This is a genomic window from Desmospora profundinema (genome assembly GCF_031454155.1).
GTDB lineage: Bacteria > Bacillota > Bacilli > Thermoactinomycetales > DSM-45169 > Desmospora > Desmospora profundinema.
Window position 1 is genome coordinate 745,531 of the sequence record NZ_JAVDQG010000001.1, and the last position, 16,174, is coordinate 761,704.

A 16,174-nucleotide genomic window follows, 5' to 3' on the forward strand; every position below is an offset into this window, starting at 1 on the left:
TTTTGCAATACTAGAACTGAGATCCGTATTTTTCTATATGTCTCTTTTCAATGGACTTTAGCCATTGAAGGGCTCGTTCATGTTGTTTGGGGTTCTCTCCCCGGACAGCACAAAATAAAGGAACAGGTGTAAAACCATGTTGCTTCTTAATAGGATAGGGATCACGGCCCGACTGAATTTCGTTGCACCCAAGAAAGGCTGCTCTTCTTATTAACTGTTCGTACAGTACGTGTGATTGTTTATACCGATTCAGGTATGGATGCTTATGACCTGCAAACATAATGTAATAGGTAGTACGCCAATGAACTCCAACCTGCACTCCTATAATCTCCTCCATGGGAGTTAACGTTAAAAATACTTCCAATCCGGGGATCTTACTATGAATAAAATGGTGAACAAATTTCCTCGGAAGGACCTCAGGGTCCATTCCCAATCGAATAACGGTATCCATGATTAAATCGGCCGCTTGCCGATACTCCTCCTGGTCAGCAAGGCGAACTTTTAAACCTGCCCTTCTTGCTAGTGATAGACTGTTCCGCACTCGGTGTCTGTTTTTGTGTGGTAGAGCGGTTGTCGGATCTTCTTTATTAACCCCGGTTAGATCTCGTATCATTAAAGTGTGAAACCACCCAAGATGGAAGCCGTTAGATTTAAGGTCTGCTGTCAGCTTTTCATCACGGCTGTCAATTCCCCCCATCATGGCTATGGCAGATTCCATTTTCGCATTGTGAATAAATTGGCGGATGACTTTCTTGCGCGACATATCACTTATTGCCAACGGATACCCATAATAACTAACAAAATTATGTGAAAGGATTACAGGATCCTTCAACGGGGGACTCACAGCATGGCGGTAGTAATCCAGACGAGGACATGTTTCATATAAATATGCGGGAATTACGGCTGAAATCCCATTTTCCCCCAAAATTACATGACGATTATAACGAGTACCTTCCCATCCTATATCCAATGCTTCCATGAAGTTTTTCGAATGAAATGGTGTCCCTACTTTTTGTACAAAACCATTCCATTCATCTGCATTTATCCCATTATCGGAAGGCTCATTAAGCCATCCAGCTTTCATGCTTGGAAACCTCCATTTTTGACCAGATATTTTTCAGCCAATTTTCATACCCTTCAGTATCAGGAAAATCCACTACAAAACAGATAGGTTCAATCACTCTTTTTTTTCCACCTATATACCCACCGTGGAGAAACTTAAGGTTGTGGCCAACCACGAAGTCAAATTGTTCATTGGGTACCCACATCTCGTAAGTTTTTCGAAATCGTGTCCATGACACGCCTAATGATTCAAACAAAGAATGGCACATCATCCGATCCGAAGGATACAAGCACTCTTGACATGGGCATGTTTTCACGATTTCTCGGAGCTCCGGAAATCGTTGATATTCCTGCTGAGACAGATCAGCATGAGCGTAATGCAGCGAGACACCATGGTAACAAAGACGTTTGCTCCCTAAGGCTGCTCCCAACGTTAAATAGCGATTTTGATGGATCGGTTGTTGCTCTAAAGAATACCGGATGTTCTTCCCTAACCATTGCGCCACTTCTGCTGCAGTTTGCGGCTTTTGACCAGTCTGATACACATATGCATCCTTTACGATCTCCAACCAATTATAATAGGTAGTAACGCTTAATGCTTCTCCGGGATCCACTATAAAAATTCCCTGGTACAGCTTATGAGCATGAGTCGTTGTGTAACCCTCTGATGAAAATACACGAAAATCAGGATGCCATTCAGGATCATCCAAACAACTGGGGGTTAAATAGGAACAGTGACCACCATCGTGATGAGGAAATAATGTTCGAAAAAATAAATCGGAAAGTACTTCTGTGCGCTGTAGCTGATCCATTTCCACCTCCAAATCCAAAGGACATTCTTTCCTCAAAAAGCCAGCATGTAAAGCCTTTGCTATGGAATGCGCTAATTTACGAGAATCTTTTAATGACAGCCGAAGCCTTCCGATGGAAAAAACTACAGCTCCTGACTGATCCATTCGATCAATGACTTCGTCAATCCATTGAGACAAAACTGGTGAGGGATCGTTTTCTTTTAAGAGATAAAATATTTCCTCATTTACATAAACTTTGGCATTTTCAATGAAATTCATTGAATGAACACCTCGTTACAGTCATTTTCATTTTGGATAGGATTGATTCAGTTCTTCTACACGGTTTAATTGCTTCTTTGCCTGATTGGGATCCGGTGCTTCCGATAAAAACACAATGGCCAGCATCACTGCTGTATCCATCCGGTATATCCACTCTAAAACGGGTGGGATTTCTTTTAAAGGACTACTCCCATATCCTTCTAAAAACTCTTCGGTTAACAAACCATACTCTGCAATTCGTGCAATCTCCAAGGCAGGATCTCCAATTAACACGTTGGACCAATCCACTATACCCATCATTTGATTATTGTATGTTAATAGATTGTCAGGCCGAATATCCATATGCAATATGGACATTCGGCTTACATTTTTAAGGCTTCGCTTTAAATCATGCAAATTTGGAAGCCTAACAGTGATACCAGAATGCTTTCTAATCACTGCTGACCGACGCAAAATACGATTGACAAGACTCTGTTGGAAAGGAGTATTATCGATCGTATATGGAATATGGATCAATGGAACTTGATGAATAGAAGCAACTAATTTTCCCATTTCAACGCTGTTGGGTTTACTTTGATCATTTTCAATAAAAGAGGACACAAGAAAATCGATTTTATCATCAATGTGTAAATGGTAAACTTCCGGAACCGGAATGGAGTATTTTCTCATATAGCGAGAAATAAAAAGCTCTAATTTTAGCAAGTTCCTAGAATCAACTGTTTCATCATTCTCATTGTAAATAAAACGGGTACGCGGTATACGAATGGCAATCCATCCCCACTGTTCCGAATCTGCACGACAAACAACAAAGTCTAATCCCGATCCGATAATCTTGAGGGACCCCACACCCCAATCTGAATAGTGGGTACATAGGACTCTTTCGACAAGTCTCATTTGCTCCTTTACCATACCTACACACCGTCCAGATACAACCATTCAAATAAGAGACGTGCCGCTAGATAAGCAGTCACTCCACTCTGGTCTAAATGAGGTGACACTTCTACTATATCTAAAGCAGCCACAGGGTAATCACGCAAGACAGAAGCGATTGTCAAGAATTCCTCGGAACGTAATCCCCCTACAGTAACATGCCCCGTGCCTGATGCAACTGACGAATCGCAAACATCAATATCAATCGATACATACAAACAATCCACCTTTTCCGTCAACTTATCCATTGCTGATCGTAAGCACGACTCAAATCCCTCCCTTCGTATATCTCCCATGGATTTTATAATAACCCCAGAACGCAAGAGATTTTCATACTGTTTAGCGGAAGTGAGATCTCCAACTCCAACAAACGCCATCATATCAAGTGAAACCAAGTCATGTTCTGATATACGCCGGGCATTTGAACCATGATAAACCGGCCCATGCAAGACAGAATGAGAGCCAAAATCAAAATGATGATCAATTTGTAAATACCCAATTTTTCCCAACCCGATTTGTTGGCGTTGAGATGCAAATCCGTAAAAACAGCCAAATGATATGGAATGATCTCCACCCAGTAATACGATCCGCTGAAAATGATTGGATAAGTAATAAACTTCAGCCGCAGTCGCTCTCATTTGTTTTAGTGGATCTGTTGGATAAACATGACAATCGCCGAAGTCCACCAACTTTGTGGGGGAACTTTTAAGCAGTTCTCCAGTGCGCATATGCCTGAAACGATCAACCCCCCAACTTTTTACCTGTTCGGAGTATGCCAAACTAGATTCTCGAATGGCACGCGGGCCGTAACGAGCACCGATCCGAGTCGAAGCTGTGCTGTCAAAGGGAATGGAAGCCACAGCAGTATCGCCGTGCGAAAATGTTTCATTAAACTTTCCATGCTCAACATTAAAAATCGTAGAATAACGGCTGCCCCAACCGGGTAATGGGTCTGAATGAAATTTTTCCCATGTATGCTCATCCACCTTTCCGATCCAATTGTCTTTCATTTATAAAGCCTCCCTTCCACAATCGATTCCTCTTTGCTTTTCTCCAAAAGTTCAGAGCAAGTTTCAATTAACCGGAGAAAATGTTCCCATGATTCGTTTCGAGACTGATGATATGGTTCAAACACAACAGGCTTATCTTCCCTCCAATTCTTAAAATTCCAATCAATGATACGGTCACGAATAATAGGAAACAATGGTGTTTTGGGGTACGGAACAAAATTATATAAGTTATAAAGCCACACCAAGTCCTTTGTTTCATACAGAAAATCTATTGTTTTCTTCTGAGATTCCACCGTTTCATTGGGAAGTCCCCCCAATACGTTTAACACACAGTGAAATCCACGGTCTTTCAATTGTTCAAGAACGTTTATAAAAACATCAGGCTTCCGTCTTTTACTGATCTCTTTTAAAACGGTAGAATCGGCTGTCTCAAAACCGACTTCTACCACTTCAACACCTAGCTGTTCCATTGTATCCATCAGCCACTCATCAACAACCAAAACATGGGTCTGAACAATTAACCGATATCCATATCCCGGATGTATAATCTCTTTAAGATTTTCAACCGCCTTTTTGGATTGGCCGAAGGTTTTATCGCCGATATAGATCAATTTTGTACTTGGAAAAGTGGAACGAAGCTCTTCCAGCTCTTCCTTTAACAACTCCTTCTCTACCTCATGAAGCTGTTTCGTCCAAGCATCACCACAAAAGGTGCAGGTAAATAAACATCCATGGGAAGCGCTGAAACGCAGCAACGGAACTTTGTCCCGGAAAGAAGAAAGAAGACGATAACGCGGACGATACCCGAGAGGGATCTGGTTTTTTCCGACTTTAACAGGAGTTCCTATTCTCCCACCCTCCGGCTTCTCCATCATTTCCTGATAAATCCTTTCTCGTGCCAATCCTGTATGCATCCAAGTGAAATCTTCTAGTTTAGCCAAGTCTGCCATGTTTCCACCAACGACTGTTTTGTACCCCATTTTCCTTAATCGGCGAGATACATCTTTTGCCAAATCAAAATTTTGCGTTAATGGAGAGAAAAACAAGATATATGATGGATCCGCTGTTTCAATGATTTTCTCTATACATGTTTCTGTTTGAAATGGAACTTTACTTGCATCAACCAATATGGAGTCATCCCGACCAACTGCTCCATCCATATGGGCGATCCATAAGGGCAATTCCCAAAGATCTCCTTCGTTTAATTGATATTCGGGAAAGAGAGTGTTAAATTTTCGTTGATATAAGTTATAGTATTTAAATAATTGCGGCAATGGATCTTCTTGTGAAGGAAAGGGCAATTGAACAAAAGCTACCGGTTGTTGACGATTATTCATTATCAAACCCATCCTTTTCCGATAATTTTTTAGAGGAAAACTAATCCTCTTTCTCCCTCAGGGTTATTCTTTTCTCTTTTACGTGTGAAAGGGATCATCCATACCCTTTTAGTAGAAACTGGCCAACGGGCACCGGTTGATATACCTTTTCTAAACCTGGCTAGACTATTGTTGAGAGTTAAAAATCCTATCTTAGAAATAATAATCATATGCTTTTTTCCTTTTCCAAGGAATCAATGACTCCCCCTTATTCCTCTGGAGATTTATGGTCACTTGAAACTTCTCCATGAGAAAGTAAAATCCTTTTTCCAACCTTTGAAATCTTTCTTTTTTTAATCACCAGCGTTATCATAAGATGTTGGATTACGCCTTTAAACGTAAAGGGGATGAATATTTATTAAGACTTCCAAACAACCTTTTGATCTGATTTGTATGGGATTTGGATGGAACATTGTTGAACTTAAGAAATGAACTTAAGTCCACGTACTATCCGTACACTGAACAATGTAAAAATGTGCCCGTCGTGATTGTTACGGCTAGAGCGCTAGCGAAGTGGAGTGGATAAGGTGAATCATGATAATATTTGAAATATAACCTATCCACTGCTACTACTTGATTTTTGGACAGCAGGGTCATGTATCTCGTAAAGGCTTTTAATAGGAGATAACAGAACCCATAGAAGAGAAGAAAGTGTACCAACAGCTCCGATGATTAATGTCATATGCAATCCGATTAACGACCCGAGTGTTCCACCTATAAGGGCACCGATCGGGGTTGTTCCGGTAATAACAAAACGGTAACTGGCATTCATACGACCCAGCAGATGATGTGGAGTAATCGATTGGCGTAAACTAATCACATGGATATTTGAGATTACTACTCCAAATCCAATCAAAAAAAATGAAAGGACTAGAATGAGTAATGCCATGTAACTGGAACCACCCGCTATAGGGATTAATGAATAAGCTCCGCAGCCAATAAACATGGAAGCAATAATAGTAGGACCCATAGCGAAACGCTTTTCGAAATACCGTGCCATAAGAGAGCCGAGCAGAGCACCTACACTTAAAAATGTAACAACAAATCCCACTGAGCTTGGTCCAAAATGCAGTTCTCGGGCCATATAGATAAAAATAACTGTCCATACGACTTGGTAGAAAAAATTATAAGTCGCAGCTTGAGCCGCAATTGCACGTAAATAAGAATTAGTAAAAAGAAAATGCAACCCACTTTTTATTTCACGAAAGACCGATTTATACTCCCCTTGGTATTCTAACTTGGATTCCGGTTTACGGATAAGAGAAAGGCTATAGGCGGAAATTAAACAAGAGAGTGCATGAGTAAGAATAACGACGGGAGCTGTAAACAAACTAACTAAGATACCACCTAAACTCGGTCCACTCACCTGTGCAATAGAAGCACTGGCCTGAAGTTTACTATTTCCTTCTACTAATTCCGTTCGCTTAACCAAAGATGGTAAATATGACTGATATGCGATCTCAAACAGTACGGTGAGTACACCGACTAGAAATGCAATAACATAAAGAAAATTCATTTCAAGGAACCCTATATAAAAGCCGAACGGGATTAATCCTAACAATATTGCCCGGCCGATATTTGCACCAATCATGATTGGGAGACGGCGTGCCCGGTCGATCCAGACCCCTGCAAACAAGCTTATTAAAAGATAAGGAGAAAAAAAAGCTGCATTTAAAAACCCCATCTGTGCGGGTGTTGCTTGTAAATTAATAACCGCCGCTAGAGGAAGAGCCACAGAGGTGATGCTTGAACCAAATAGGGATATGGTTTCTCCTACCCAAAGTTTTAGAAAGTCGGTATTCCTCCACAATCCGCGAAAGCGATGTGAAATAAGCATTTAACCCCTCCATCGGCCCTCTTTTCAGTCTATATCTATCAATATTCATATATTAATATCTGATTTCAGCAAACTAAACACCAAAAAATTTGGATATTCTCCATTTTTATATACTGACTCCCTTCAAACCCCTTCTATTTTGAAATTTAATTTTTCAAAAATTTTTGTCGACCAAAAGAACTTGCCTTCATGATCTGAGAGCCATTTAGTAAGTTTATCCTCTCTTTGTTTATTACTTATTGGATTATTCAAGAATCCCATATTTGTAGATGTCGGGGTTATTGTATAATTCATATACAAAATCTGCGTCCTTTAAATTTATCGGTGAAAAAGTGATGCTCATCACACAATTACCCTTTCAAAAGAAAGAGGTGATCTTTAATTTATACTATTTATTATCTCATTTACACTAATGATACTCTTTTCATTTTTTATTTTCCCACAATTATGGCTGAGTGATTTTGAACGGAGTCACTTGAACACCAGGTTGGAATTTTGTATCCTCCTTCATGCTTCATCCTTTTCTCAAAATTAATTCCCTGAATATACACCAAACTCGATTATATTCAGAGTCCTATGGTGACTATCATTGTAATAAAACCATTTTTTAAATTATTATTACTGAACGCAGTTGTATTTAGGAGCTCCCACACAAAAAAACATCCATACCATCGTTTTCATTTAAAACCATGCATCACAATTTGTCAATCAAATATGAAAATATTATATACTTATAGATCGCACATTCGATCATTATTACTTTGACCTGATCTCCAACCAGCGTCAGGACTCTATTCGGTTGCCCTCATAGAGGATAATTTCGTAGATCAGATCACCATGACACCTGTTCCAGAATCTGCATCATCCCGCGACTGACCCCTTCATAGGTCAAGCCTCTGGGACACCATTCAACAGGGGGACTGCCTTCAACACTGAGCCAGGCTCCCACATCGAAAACGCGGGTCTCTATTTTCTTCCTCTAAATACCTACCGGAAAAGCCCACACCGGCTATAATATCCGCACATAGACCCCCTTTTCCATCCGTTCTTTTGCTTTGCTGGTTCGCTCCCAGATAAAAGCCGACCGCTGGGAAGCGCGCATTACGGGTCCATCCCCTTCCATCACCAGCGGATCGATCCACCGCACCTTCTGCTTCAGATGGATATCCCAGTTTTCATCCGGTCCGCACTCTTCCAGGCGTACACCGGGGCGGATCTCGGACAGGCGGCACAGGAGTGCTTCACTGCCGCGTGTTTGCACCGTCTCCAACAGATCCCGGTCCGTTTTCATCCAATCCCTATCCGTGACCGCCCCCTCCCTGATCGCACCCTGCAATACGCCTGACAACCGTTCATGGGCATAAACATTATCCGGGTCGAGAAAAAAGTCTACTACCTCGCGATAGTATGCATCGACAAACCATTCCGCCCACTCCACCGATTTTACGGCCATCCGTCCATCCACCAGCGTCAATGCATCCAGGAACGCATGGATCTCCTCCAGGGATAGCCCGAAATAACGATGCTGATCCCGCAGAGTATAGTCCACCCGATCGGCACACATATCGGGAGCGGGTTGTTCCAGAATGGACCAGCGCTTGAGAGGAAGGAGATCATCCCATTCCCAACCGGCCCCGGCTATGGCTGCCGCGATGGAAGGAGCTTTCACAATCTCATCCCACTGTTGGTCATGGTAATCTTCCGCCGGATGGTCCAATACCCGGTCGACCAGGTGTGAAAACGCCGTATGGGAGACATCGTGCAACAAACCTGCCGCCTGTTCCTGCAAACTTCCCCCCAGGCGTCGGATCAACAGCAGCACCCCCGCGGAATGTTCCAGACGGGTAACATTCCACTGCGGTCGCATCAAACTAGCCGCACCCGCCTGGTGAACTCCTGCCAGCCTGCGAACAGGTGGCGTTTGAAACAGTTCCGCCAACACCGGTTCGATTTCAACGCTTCCATATAACGGATCAACCAAACGCACGTTCCTCACCCCCCTCTCTTTTTTCGACAAAATAAACCGCCTTCCTGCCGATGACAGGAAGGCGACACATTAAAGTAAATAAACGGATTATCTTTCCCGATATTCTAACACCTTCTCTTTATGGTCCTCCAGCAGGCGTTTGGCTTTGGTGGAACTCCCCTCTTGAACCACCACATCCACCCGCTCCTGTTCCCCGTGAGGGCGGATCAAGACCCAGCTCTCCCCCTCCCACATCTTAATCCCGTCCAATAGTTCCAGACTGCCTCCTTTCCATTCCTCCATCAAACGTCTCATCACCCGCCCCTTGGCTTCCGCAGGGCAGAAGATGGACTCCGATCGGAGATGGACCGGCGGTAATCCTGCCAAAAAGGGTTCCAACGCAGATTCGGTTTGTGCTAAGTGTTCCAGCAAAAAAGCGGTGGCGGCACAACCATCCCCGTAGAGCGGAAACCGTTCGCGGTCACTGGCCTCCAACAAAGCCCGCACCGTCGCAGGTACATGGACCGGCTCCATCCCCGCTTCCTGGACCATTTGTCCCGCCTCCCGCGGGGCTGTAACCGGAATCGGGACCGCTCCCTTCCGCTTTAAGGACAACAGGGTCTCCACCAGTGTCTGCTCCTCCCGCCCCAATACCCGACCGGCTTCCGAATACCAGATCACCGACTGACCGCTGGAATCCAGGTGAACACCCAAATCCGCTTGATTATCCAGAATAAAGCGCTCCAGCGGCGGATTCGTCCCCAATACGGTTACGACTCGGCAACCCAACCTTTCCAACAGAGGTTGAATCAACGGAAAGAGGTGCCAGTTATTGGTGTGCAACACCACTTTAAAAGCCCGGGAGCGGATTCGGTCCCCATCCACCTCCTCCAAGAGGGCTCCCCTGTACCGTTCCAAAACCCGTTCGTCCCGTTCCAACGTGCCGAAAACCATGGATGGCCGGGCATAATCCCCTTGATAGAGCGTTTGCTCCACCTTCCGCTCCATTGCGAGGGGAATAGGAACTCCGCGACCATCGAAGAATTGCAGCACAGTCCGATCCCGTTCTTCGTCCGAACAACAGATGTACAACCCGCCCTTCGCTTCATAGGAAAAACATCCGTGACGAATCGACGGAGCCGGCGCTACACCCGCATCCACCACCCGGACTCCGGCAGCCATCAAGCTGGCGGTGACAGACAGATGGAGAATATCCGCAAAAGGGCTACCATCCCGACCGACAACCACCGTCGTCCCTTCCCCCAAAACTCGGCCGAAAGCTGCGGCGAGACTGCCGGCCCTCTCCGGAGTCAGGTCGCGATTCGTTACGCCGCTGACACCTTCCTGTCCGAACCAACCGCGGGAGACTTGCCCCTCCCAGATCAAGGATTCGGTCAGTACCGTCCCCGGACCGATCGTTTTATCCGGCCATACTTTCACCCCGGCGGAAAGGAGCACCCGTTCCCCGATCCAACTATTCTCCCCCACAACAGTGCAATTTTCAGCACGTGCCCCTGGACCGAACCGAATGTCATGAGCCAAAGTAGTTCCCGCCAGTTCCGCTGATTCGGCGATTTCGTTACGATTCCACAAAACAGTCCGCTCCAGAGAGGCATTCGCCCTCACGCGATTGTAGCGGCCCAAAACTGTATAGGGGCCAACCCGTCCTCCCGCATCCACCCGGGTGCCTGCTCCCAGAAATACGGGAGCGGACAAGCTGGTCGGATCTTCTACATAAACCCCGTCCTCCACCCGTATTCCAGGAGCCCACTCCTTCCCTCTTAATATCGCCTCCACTCGTCCCTCCAATAGATCCCACTGGGCTTGCCGATACTGTTCCAGGTTGCCGATATCGGACCAATACCCCTCCGTCACCACCCCAAATAACGGAAACTCTTTTTCCATTACCAGCGGGAACAAATCCCTGCTGAAATCAAATACCTGATCCCTTTTGAAAAAAGAGAGAATCTCCGGTTCGAGGACATAGATGCCGGTATTGACTGTATCGCTGAACACTTCGCTCCAACTGGGTTTCTCCAGAAATCGGATAATCCGGCCGTCTTCCCGGGTCATCACCACACCGTATTCCAAAGGAACTTCCACCCGGGTCAACACCAGTGTACCGATCGCCTCCCGTTCCCGATGAAAACGGATGGCCTTGTGTAAATCCACATCCGTGAGAGCGTCTCCACTGATCACCAGAAACGTGTCATCGAGAAACCCCTCTGCATTTTTAACACTTCCCGCTGTCCCCAAGGGTTGGAGTTCATCAAAATAATGAAGCTGCACCCCCCACTTTTCGCCATCCCCGAAATGCTCCCGGATCACGTGGGGGAGATACTGGACGGTCACCGCAATTTCAGTGATCCCATGATTCTTCAATAATTCAATGATATATTCCATGCACGGTTTATTTAGAAGAGGCACCATCGGTTTGGGTAGTCGATTGGTCAAAGGCCGCAAACGAGTTCCTTTTCCCCCGGCCATGATCACAGCTTTCATCGAATGAACCCTCTCCTTTCTGTCATGAACCTTCATTTTTACCTTTACGGGATTCCCGGTGCGCTGCGATCTCTTTCCGGACTTGATTTTCCTCGGGGGTGAACATTTCCTCGTATACGGCGGCGGTCTCACCAGCGATATGGCTCCAGTCAAATCGACTGATCTCTTCCCGGGCCGTGGCAGCCAAACGGCGGGCCTGTTCCGGGTTTTCCAGCAGGGTGCGGATTTGCAGGGCGAGAGAAGGAGCATCGCCCGGATACGCCTTCAAACCGGTCCGGTCGTGCTCTACCACATCCTTAAGACCACCCGTATCAGAGACAACCACAGGGGTTCCAGCCGACATCGCCTCCAAGGCAACGATTCCAAACGGTTCGTACCAGCTGGGAAATACGGTCACTTCTGCCAATCCCAACAAACGGTTGCGATCCTCATCGGAAACAAAGCCGGTAAAAAGTGTTTTTTCCTTCAGCCCCATACGGTGTGCCTGCTCTTCCCATTCCGTTCGCATCGGCCCTTTTCCCGCAATGATCCACTTGGTGTCAGGGTGATGCTCAACAACAGTTTTTGCCGCCTCCAACAGGGTCTCCACTCCCTTCTCCCGCACCAGCCGCCCAATGAAGAGGATCATGCGCTCCCCTTCCCGGGCAAAGGGTTCTGGTGAGCAATCAGCTGTGGTGAACGGCAGTTTCAACATGACGGGATCCACTCCGTTAGGGATGACACGCAACGGAATAGAGGGGAGTTGGAAACCCTCCCTCACCTCCCATTCCATATGACGACTACATACGATCACCCGGGAGGATTCTTCGATGAGATCCCGTTCCAGTCGATGGATGCGCCGTTGCAAATCCGTATGGATCCCTTGGTTGCGACCATGCTCAGTGGCGTGGATCGTGGTGGTCACCGGCAGGCCGAATTCCTTCTTCAGTCCGCGTGCAGCCACGCTGACCAACCAATCGTGAGCATGGACGACATCAAAACGATGCCCGGCCCGGATCAAGGTGCGGCAGGTATCCAGCAGCATCCGATTCAACTGGAACACCCAGTGATAAAACTGGTTACCGAACGGTTTCATCACATGAGCCCGATGGATCTCGACTCCTTTCACCGTCTCGGTGTGAGGATATCCGGGAACCTCTGTGGTAACCACGTGAACACTCCAGCCCAATCGCACCAGATGGCGGGACAAATCGTATACATGCCGGGATAACCCCCCCACCGTCATCGGAGGATATTCCCAAGCGAGCATTAGCACTGTGGGCCTCTCTTCCCTAAGTGCCCTGCCGGATCGCCATGGGGAACGAAACCATGCCGGCTCCAGGTCCGGGAACAGGGAATCCAATTCCTCCACCTGTCCCAAATAGACAGGATCCACCTCTTTTGATTCCACCATCGCCGCCAACTTGTCAAAGCGGGCCACATGTTGTTTCGTCCGTTTCAACGCATAGTCCACCATCGTGCGATTGTCCATGATAAAGGCCCAGTCGCTTGCCTGTGCCAGCATCAGCTCCCGCCCCGCCTGCACCAGGGCCCGTTGAACTTCTGGAGAGGACCGTTCCGCACGGTGAACCAAATCGTTCATCCGTTCTTCCGCCCGATGAAGCACCGGATAAATCCATTCATTCGCCCCCTGGAGCCAGACATCACCATAGCCGTGTCGCCCCCACGAACTCATGGAAAGCTCACACACGGGAAAGTCCGTATAACGGCTCAGGTACTGCGACGGGGTAATCGGCTTCACTTCGTCCTGGTCAAAATGCATTTGCCGAAATAACAGTTCCAGAAAAACAGGACCCTCAAACCACCAGTGACCAAAGAGTTCCGCGTCAAACGGAGCAGTAACGACGGGATCGCGACCCATTCGCCGCTTTGCCTCTCGTACCTGCTTCCGCCTTTCGTCCAGAAAATGGCGCGCGTGACGAGCCGCTTTTTCCCGTGCCCAATCCGGGTTATACGGTTCCTTGTGTTCCCCGTACCCGGTGATGCGGTAGTATTTGAACCCGGTATGAACCCGAATGCCATCGGGATGAACAAACGGACCGATCGTTTCCCAATCCAGATCATACCCGATGTCACGGTAATATTCGCGGTAATCGTAATCCCCCGGATAACCCGTTTGAGAGCTCCATACTTGCTCAGATGACCGGGAATCGCGGGCAAAGGCGGCAATGCCCGCCGGGGTGAGAACAGGGGAATCGGTTTCGAAGGGAGGCGTGGGCCGGGCTGCGTCAAAAGCATGACTGTCCACGCAGAACCACTGGATTCCCGCTTCCCGCAACAACGGATCTACTCCGGGAACAAACCCGCACTCCGGTAACCAAATTCCCCGGGGGCGCCGCCCCAGCAGCTGCTCATGGGAAGTCACAGCCGCTTGGATGTGGGCCCGGATGGTCTCTTCCCGGAGCAAGTACGGTAAAAAGGGGTGTGTTCCCACTGCCGTAAACAGCTCCAGCCGTCCCGCTTCTTCTAAGCGGCAGAGCGGTGTCAGAAGGTTTTGCTGCACGCGCTGATAATAATCACGTACACGGTGAAACCGATCCCGGTACATGAGGGCCAAGGGAAGGAAAGAGTCGTCCCCTTTCGTCCGTTCCACCTCCCGATCCGCCAATTGTACCAGCCGTTCCAAGTGATCCGCCGTCCGCTTTTGAAGAAGGGGATCCGCCAACATGGCCGCCAAGGGCGGGCTCAGGGAAAGAGCCAACCGGAAGTCCACCTCATCTCGATGCAGCTCTTCAAACATCATGAACAGCGGGATATAGCATTCTACCACCGCCTCATGCAACCACCGTTCTTCCAACACATCCTTTTGCTCGGGGTGGCGGACATAGGGAAGGTGGGCATGAAGGATCAATGCAATGGATCCGGTACTCAACGATTTCCCTCCTTTCGTTCCACCCACGTATATCCGTCGAACCGTTCTGCCCATCCTTCCCGGATTTCCGGGTAATAGGGTTCTCCCGGCTCCGTCGTCGACACCTGTGAAAACGCAGCCGCCCGTTCCATCTTTAAAGGCAGCGATTTCCGATTCTCCGGTTGGGGAGGGGTTTCCGCCATATTGGAACGAAGCAGAGTGAAAAAGTTCCCCTCCACCGTCCACGTTCCCCAATCCGCCAGATAATGGCGACCCGGCTTCACTTGCGGCAACCAAAAACGATTCGCCGACGGGTGTGTGTCTTCCACCCGAAAGCAATGGGCTTGTTCTCCGTCAACCTGTAAATCGGTCACATCCATCAGCCTGAGGGAAAAGGGGAGTTGGTCCCAACTTGCTTCAAAATGCCGGCTTACCTGCTCTTTTTGACTCCTACTCAGATGCCAGTGCGCAAATAATGTCCACGGATCCTTCACCATCAGCACCAACCGGTCTTCCGGGCCCCGTTGCTCCCACTCCTCATCCCACAGACGAGAAATCTCCCTCCATTCCGGCCGCTCCAGATCAATCTCTTCCCGTGTAGCAGCCACTTCTTGCTCTCCTGCCTCCCGGTATTTCCGAAGCCGATACCGAAACTGTCCCAACGTCATATCGAGAGATGCTGCCACCTGACGATGGCTTTCACCCGCTTCCAACCTTTTTTGAACGTGTGTCCATATCGAGTAATCGTCCACTGCTGATCCTTTGACCCCCTTTTGTCTGCTCAATTCCATATACTAATAAAAAAACCAATTTCACACAATATTTCTAGTACAGAGGTTTTGCAAATGATGCGGAAACTTCTGACAAAGTAAGACAAATGGAAGCGCAATCACTGGTATTTGCCTCCCTTTCCCGTGTCAAAGTGAATCGGTCCATGAAAGAAAATTCCTAGGAACCGACAAAAAAAGTGCTGGTTTTATAACAGCACACATCAGACAGCCTTCACATTTTCCTACTATTTTGCAATCCTGCCTTGTCAAGATTGGGTTCCCATGTTCAAATATACAGTGTGTTAGAAGAGTTAACAAAAGGCTGCATGGAAAATGTCATGAGGAGGAACCATTTCGTGTTCAGAAGAGAGAACAGAAAATCAGTCGATACCCGTTACTTGGAATGGTGCGATAAAGCCGAAAAAGTGTTTGACGATCCACTCAAACAATACAGTTTCTTGAAAAAAAATGATCTTAGTGCCCGCCATCTGCTTTTGTTCCTGTCGGAGTCTGCACAGAAGAACAGCCAAAAGGCACCTGTCGAGAACCAAATGGACCCCTCGGACACCGCCCAATTGCTCCTCGGATTATCCGAGACCATCCGCCACATGCGCCATGATCTACCGGAGGAAGTATACACCTCCATTCTAACTCTGGTGGAAGACAGCCTGTTAAATTGCATGAAGGCTAAAACATCGGATCATTCCTAGTGCCCCTTCTACCAATATCGATCGTGTTTACGTGGAGGGAGGCTTGGTTTTCCGGCGGAGTCGACTCTGCCACGCATGGAGCGAAGACGG

11 protein-coding genes are annotated in these 16,174 nt (G+C 47.3%); 1 reads left to right on the plus strand and 10 read right to left on the minus strand.

Going from position 1 to position 16,174, the window contains the following annotated elements; all coding sequences use genetic code 11:
* Window positions 1-10 precede the first annotated feature (10 nt).
* The 10 genes from JOE21_RS03565 to JOE21_RS03610 all read right to left on the minus strand — a co-directional run bounded on the left by JOE21_RS03565 (window position 11) and on the right by JOE21_RS03610 (window position 15,356).
* Complete coding sequence (locus tag JOE21_RS03565) at window positions 11-1,084, minus strand: GNAT family N-acetyltransferase (protein WP_309862342.1); 1,074 nt, start codon at window positions 1,082-1,084, stop codon at window positions 11-13.
* Window positions 1,065-2,132, minus strand: coding sequence for a hypothetical protein (locus JOE21_RS03570; RefSeq protein ID WP_309862344.1), 1,068 nt, complete (start codon window positions 2,130-2,132; stop codon window positions 1,065-1,067). The genes JOE21_RS03565 and JOE21_RS03570 overlap by 20 nt, the downstream gene beginning before the upstream one ends.
* Window positions 2,133-2,159: 27 nt before the next feature.
* Window positions 2,160-3,041, minus strand: a complete 882-nt coding sequence (locus tag JOE21_RS03575) for a phosphotransferase family protein (protein ID WP_309862346.1) — start codon at window positions 3,039-3,041, stop codon at window positions 2,160-2,162.
* A 2-nt stretch (window positions 3,042-3,043) separates the two neighbouring features.
* Window positions 3,044-4,072, minus strand: coding sequence for an arginase family protein (locus JOE21_RS03580; RefSeq protein WP_309862349.1), 1,029 nt, complete (start codon window positions 4,070-4,072; stop codon window positions 3,044-3,046).
* The gene (locus JOE21_RS03585) at window positions 4,069-5,409 is read right to left on the minus strand and encodes a B12-binding domain-containing radical SAM protein (protein WP_309862352.1); all 1,341 of its coding nucleotides are present in this window, start codon (window positions 5,407-5,409) and stop codon (window positions 4,069-4,071) included. Before JOE21_RS03585 ends, JOE21_RS03580 begins: the two co-directional genes overlap by 4 nt.
* Window positions 5,410-6,004: 595 nt before the next feature.
* Window positions 6,005-7,285: an MFS transporter gene (locus tag JOE21_RS03590; protein ID WP_309862355.1), complete on the minus strand. Its 1,281-nt coding sequence runs from the start codon at window positions 7,283-7,285 to the stop codon at window positions 6,005-6,007.
* Between the two features lie 1,009 nt (window positions 7,286-8,294).
* Window positions 8,295-9,272: an HD domain-containing protein gene (locus tag JOE21_RS03595; protein WP_309862357.1), complete on the minus strand. Its 978-nt coding sequence runs from the start codon at window positions 9,270-9,272 to the stop codon at window positions 8,295-8,297.
* 87 nt (window positions 9,273-9,359) lie between these two features.
* Entirely contained in the window at window positions 9,360-11,753 is a 2,394-nt protein-coding gene (locus tag JOE21_RS03600) for a sugar phosphate nucleotidyltransferase (RefSeq protein WP_309862360.1), read from the minus strand.
* Window positions 11,754-11,775: 22 nt separating this feature from the next.
* A complete protein-coding gene (locus JOE21_RS03605) occupies window positions 11,776-14,625 on the minus strand; it encodes a 1,4-alpha-glucan branching protein domain-containing protein (RefSeq protein ID WP_309862362.1) in 2,850 nt (949 codons plus the stop codon).
* Window positions 14,622-15,356: a DUF4912 domain-containing protein gene (locus JOE21_RS03610; protein WP_309862364.1), complete on the minus strand. Its 735-nt coding sequence runs from the start codon at window positions 15,354-15,356 to the stop codon at window positions 14,622-14,624. The genes JOE21_RS03605 and JOE21_RS03610 overlap by 4 nt, the downstream gene beginning before the upstream one ends.
* 374 nt (window positions 15,357-15,730) lie before the next feature.
* On the opposite strand from JOE21_RS03610, the gene JOE21_RS03615 reads away from it, so the two are divergent.
* Complete coding sequence (locus JOE21_RS03615) at window positions 15,731-16,084, plus strand: hypothetical protein (protein ID WP_309862366.1); 354 nt, start codon at window positions 15,731-15,733, stop codon at window positions 16,082-16,084.
* Window positions 16,085-16,174 lie beyond the last annotated feature (90 nt).

Coding starts and splice junctions, on each gene's coding strand:
- JOE21_RS03565 (WP_309862342.1), bottom strand. CDS start 1,084: ATGAAAGCTGGATGGCTTAATGAGCCTTCCGATAATGGGATAAATGCA.
- JOE21_RS03570 (WP_309862344.1), bottom strand. CDS start 2,132: ATGAATTTCATTGAAAATGCCAAAGTTTATGTAAATGAGGAAATATTT.
- JOE21_RS03575 (WP_309862346.1), bottom strand. CDS start 3,041: ATGGTAAAGGAGCAAATGAGACTTGTCGAAAGAGTCCTATGTACCCAC.
- JOE21_RS03580 (WP_309862349.1), bottom strand. CDS start 4,072: ATGAAAGACAATTGGATCGGAAAGGTGGATGAGCATACATGGGAAAAA.
- JOE21_RS03585 (WP_309862352.1), bottom strand. CDS start 5,409: ATGAATAATCGTCAACAACCGGTAGCTTTTGTTCAATTGCCCTTTCCT.
- JOE21_RS03590 (WP_309862355.1), bottom strand. CDS start 7,285: ATGCTTATTTCACATCGCTTTCGCGGATTGTGGAGGAATACCGACTTT.
- JOE21_RS03600 (WP_309862360.1), bottom strand. CDS start 11,753: ATGAAAGCTGTGATCATGGCCGGGGGAAAAGGAACTCGTTTGCGGCCT.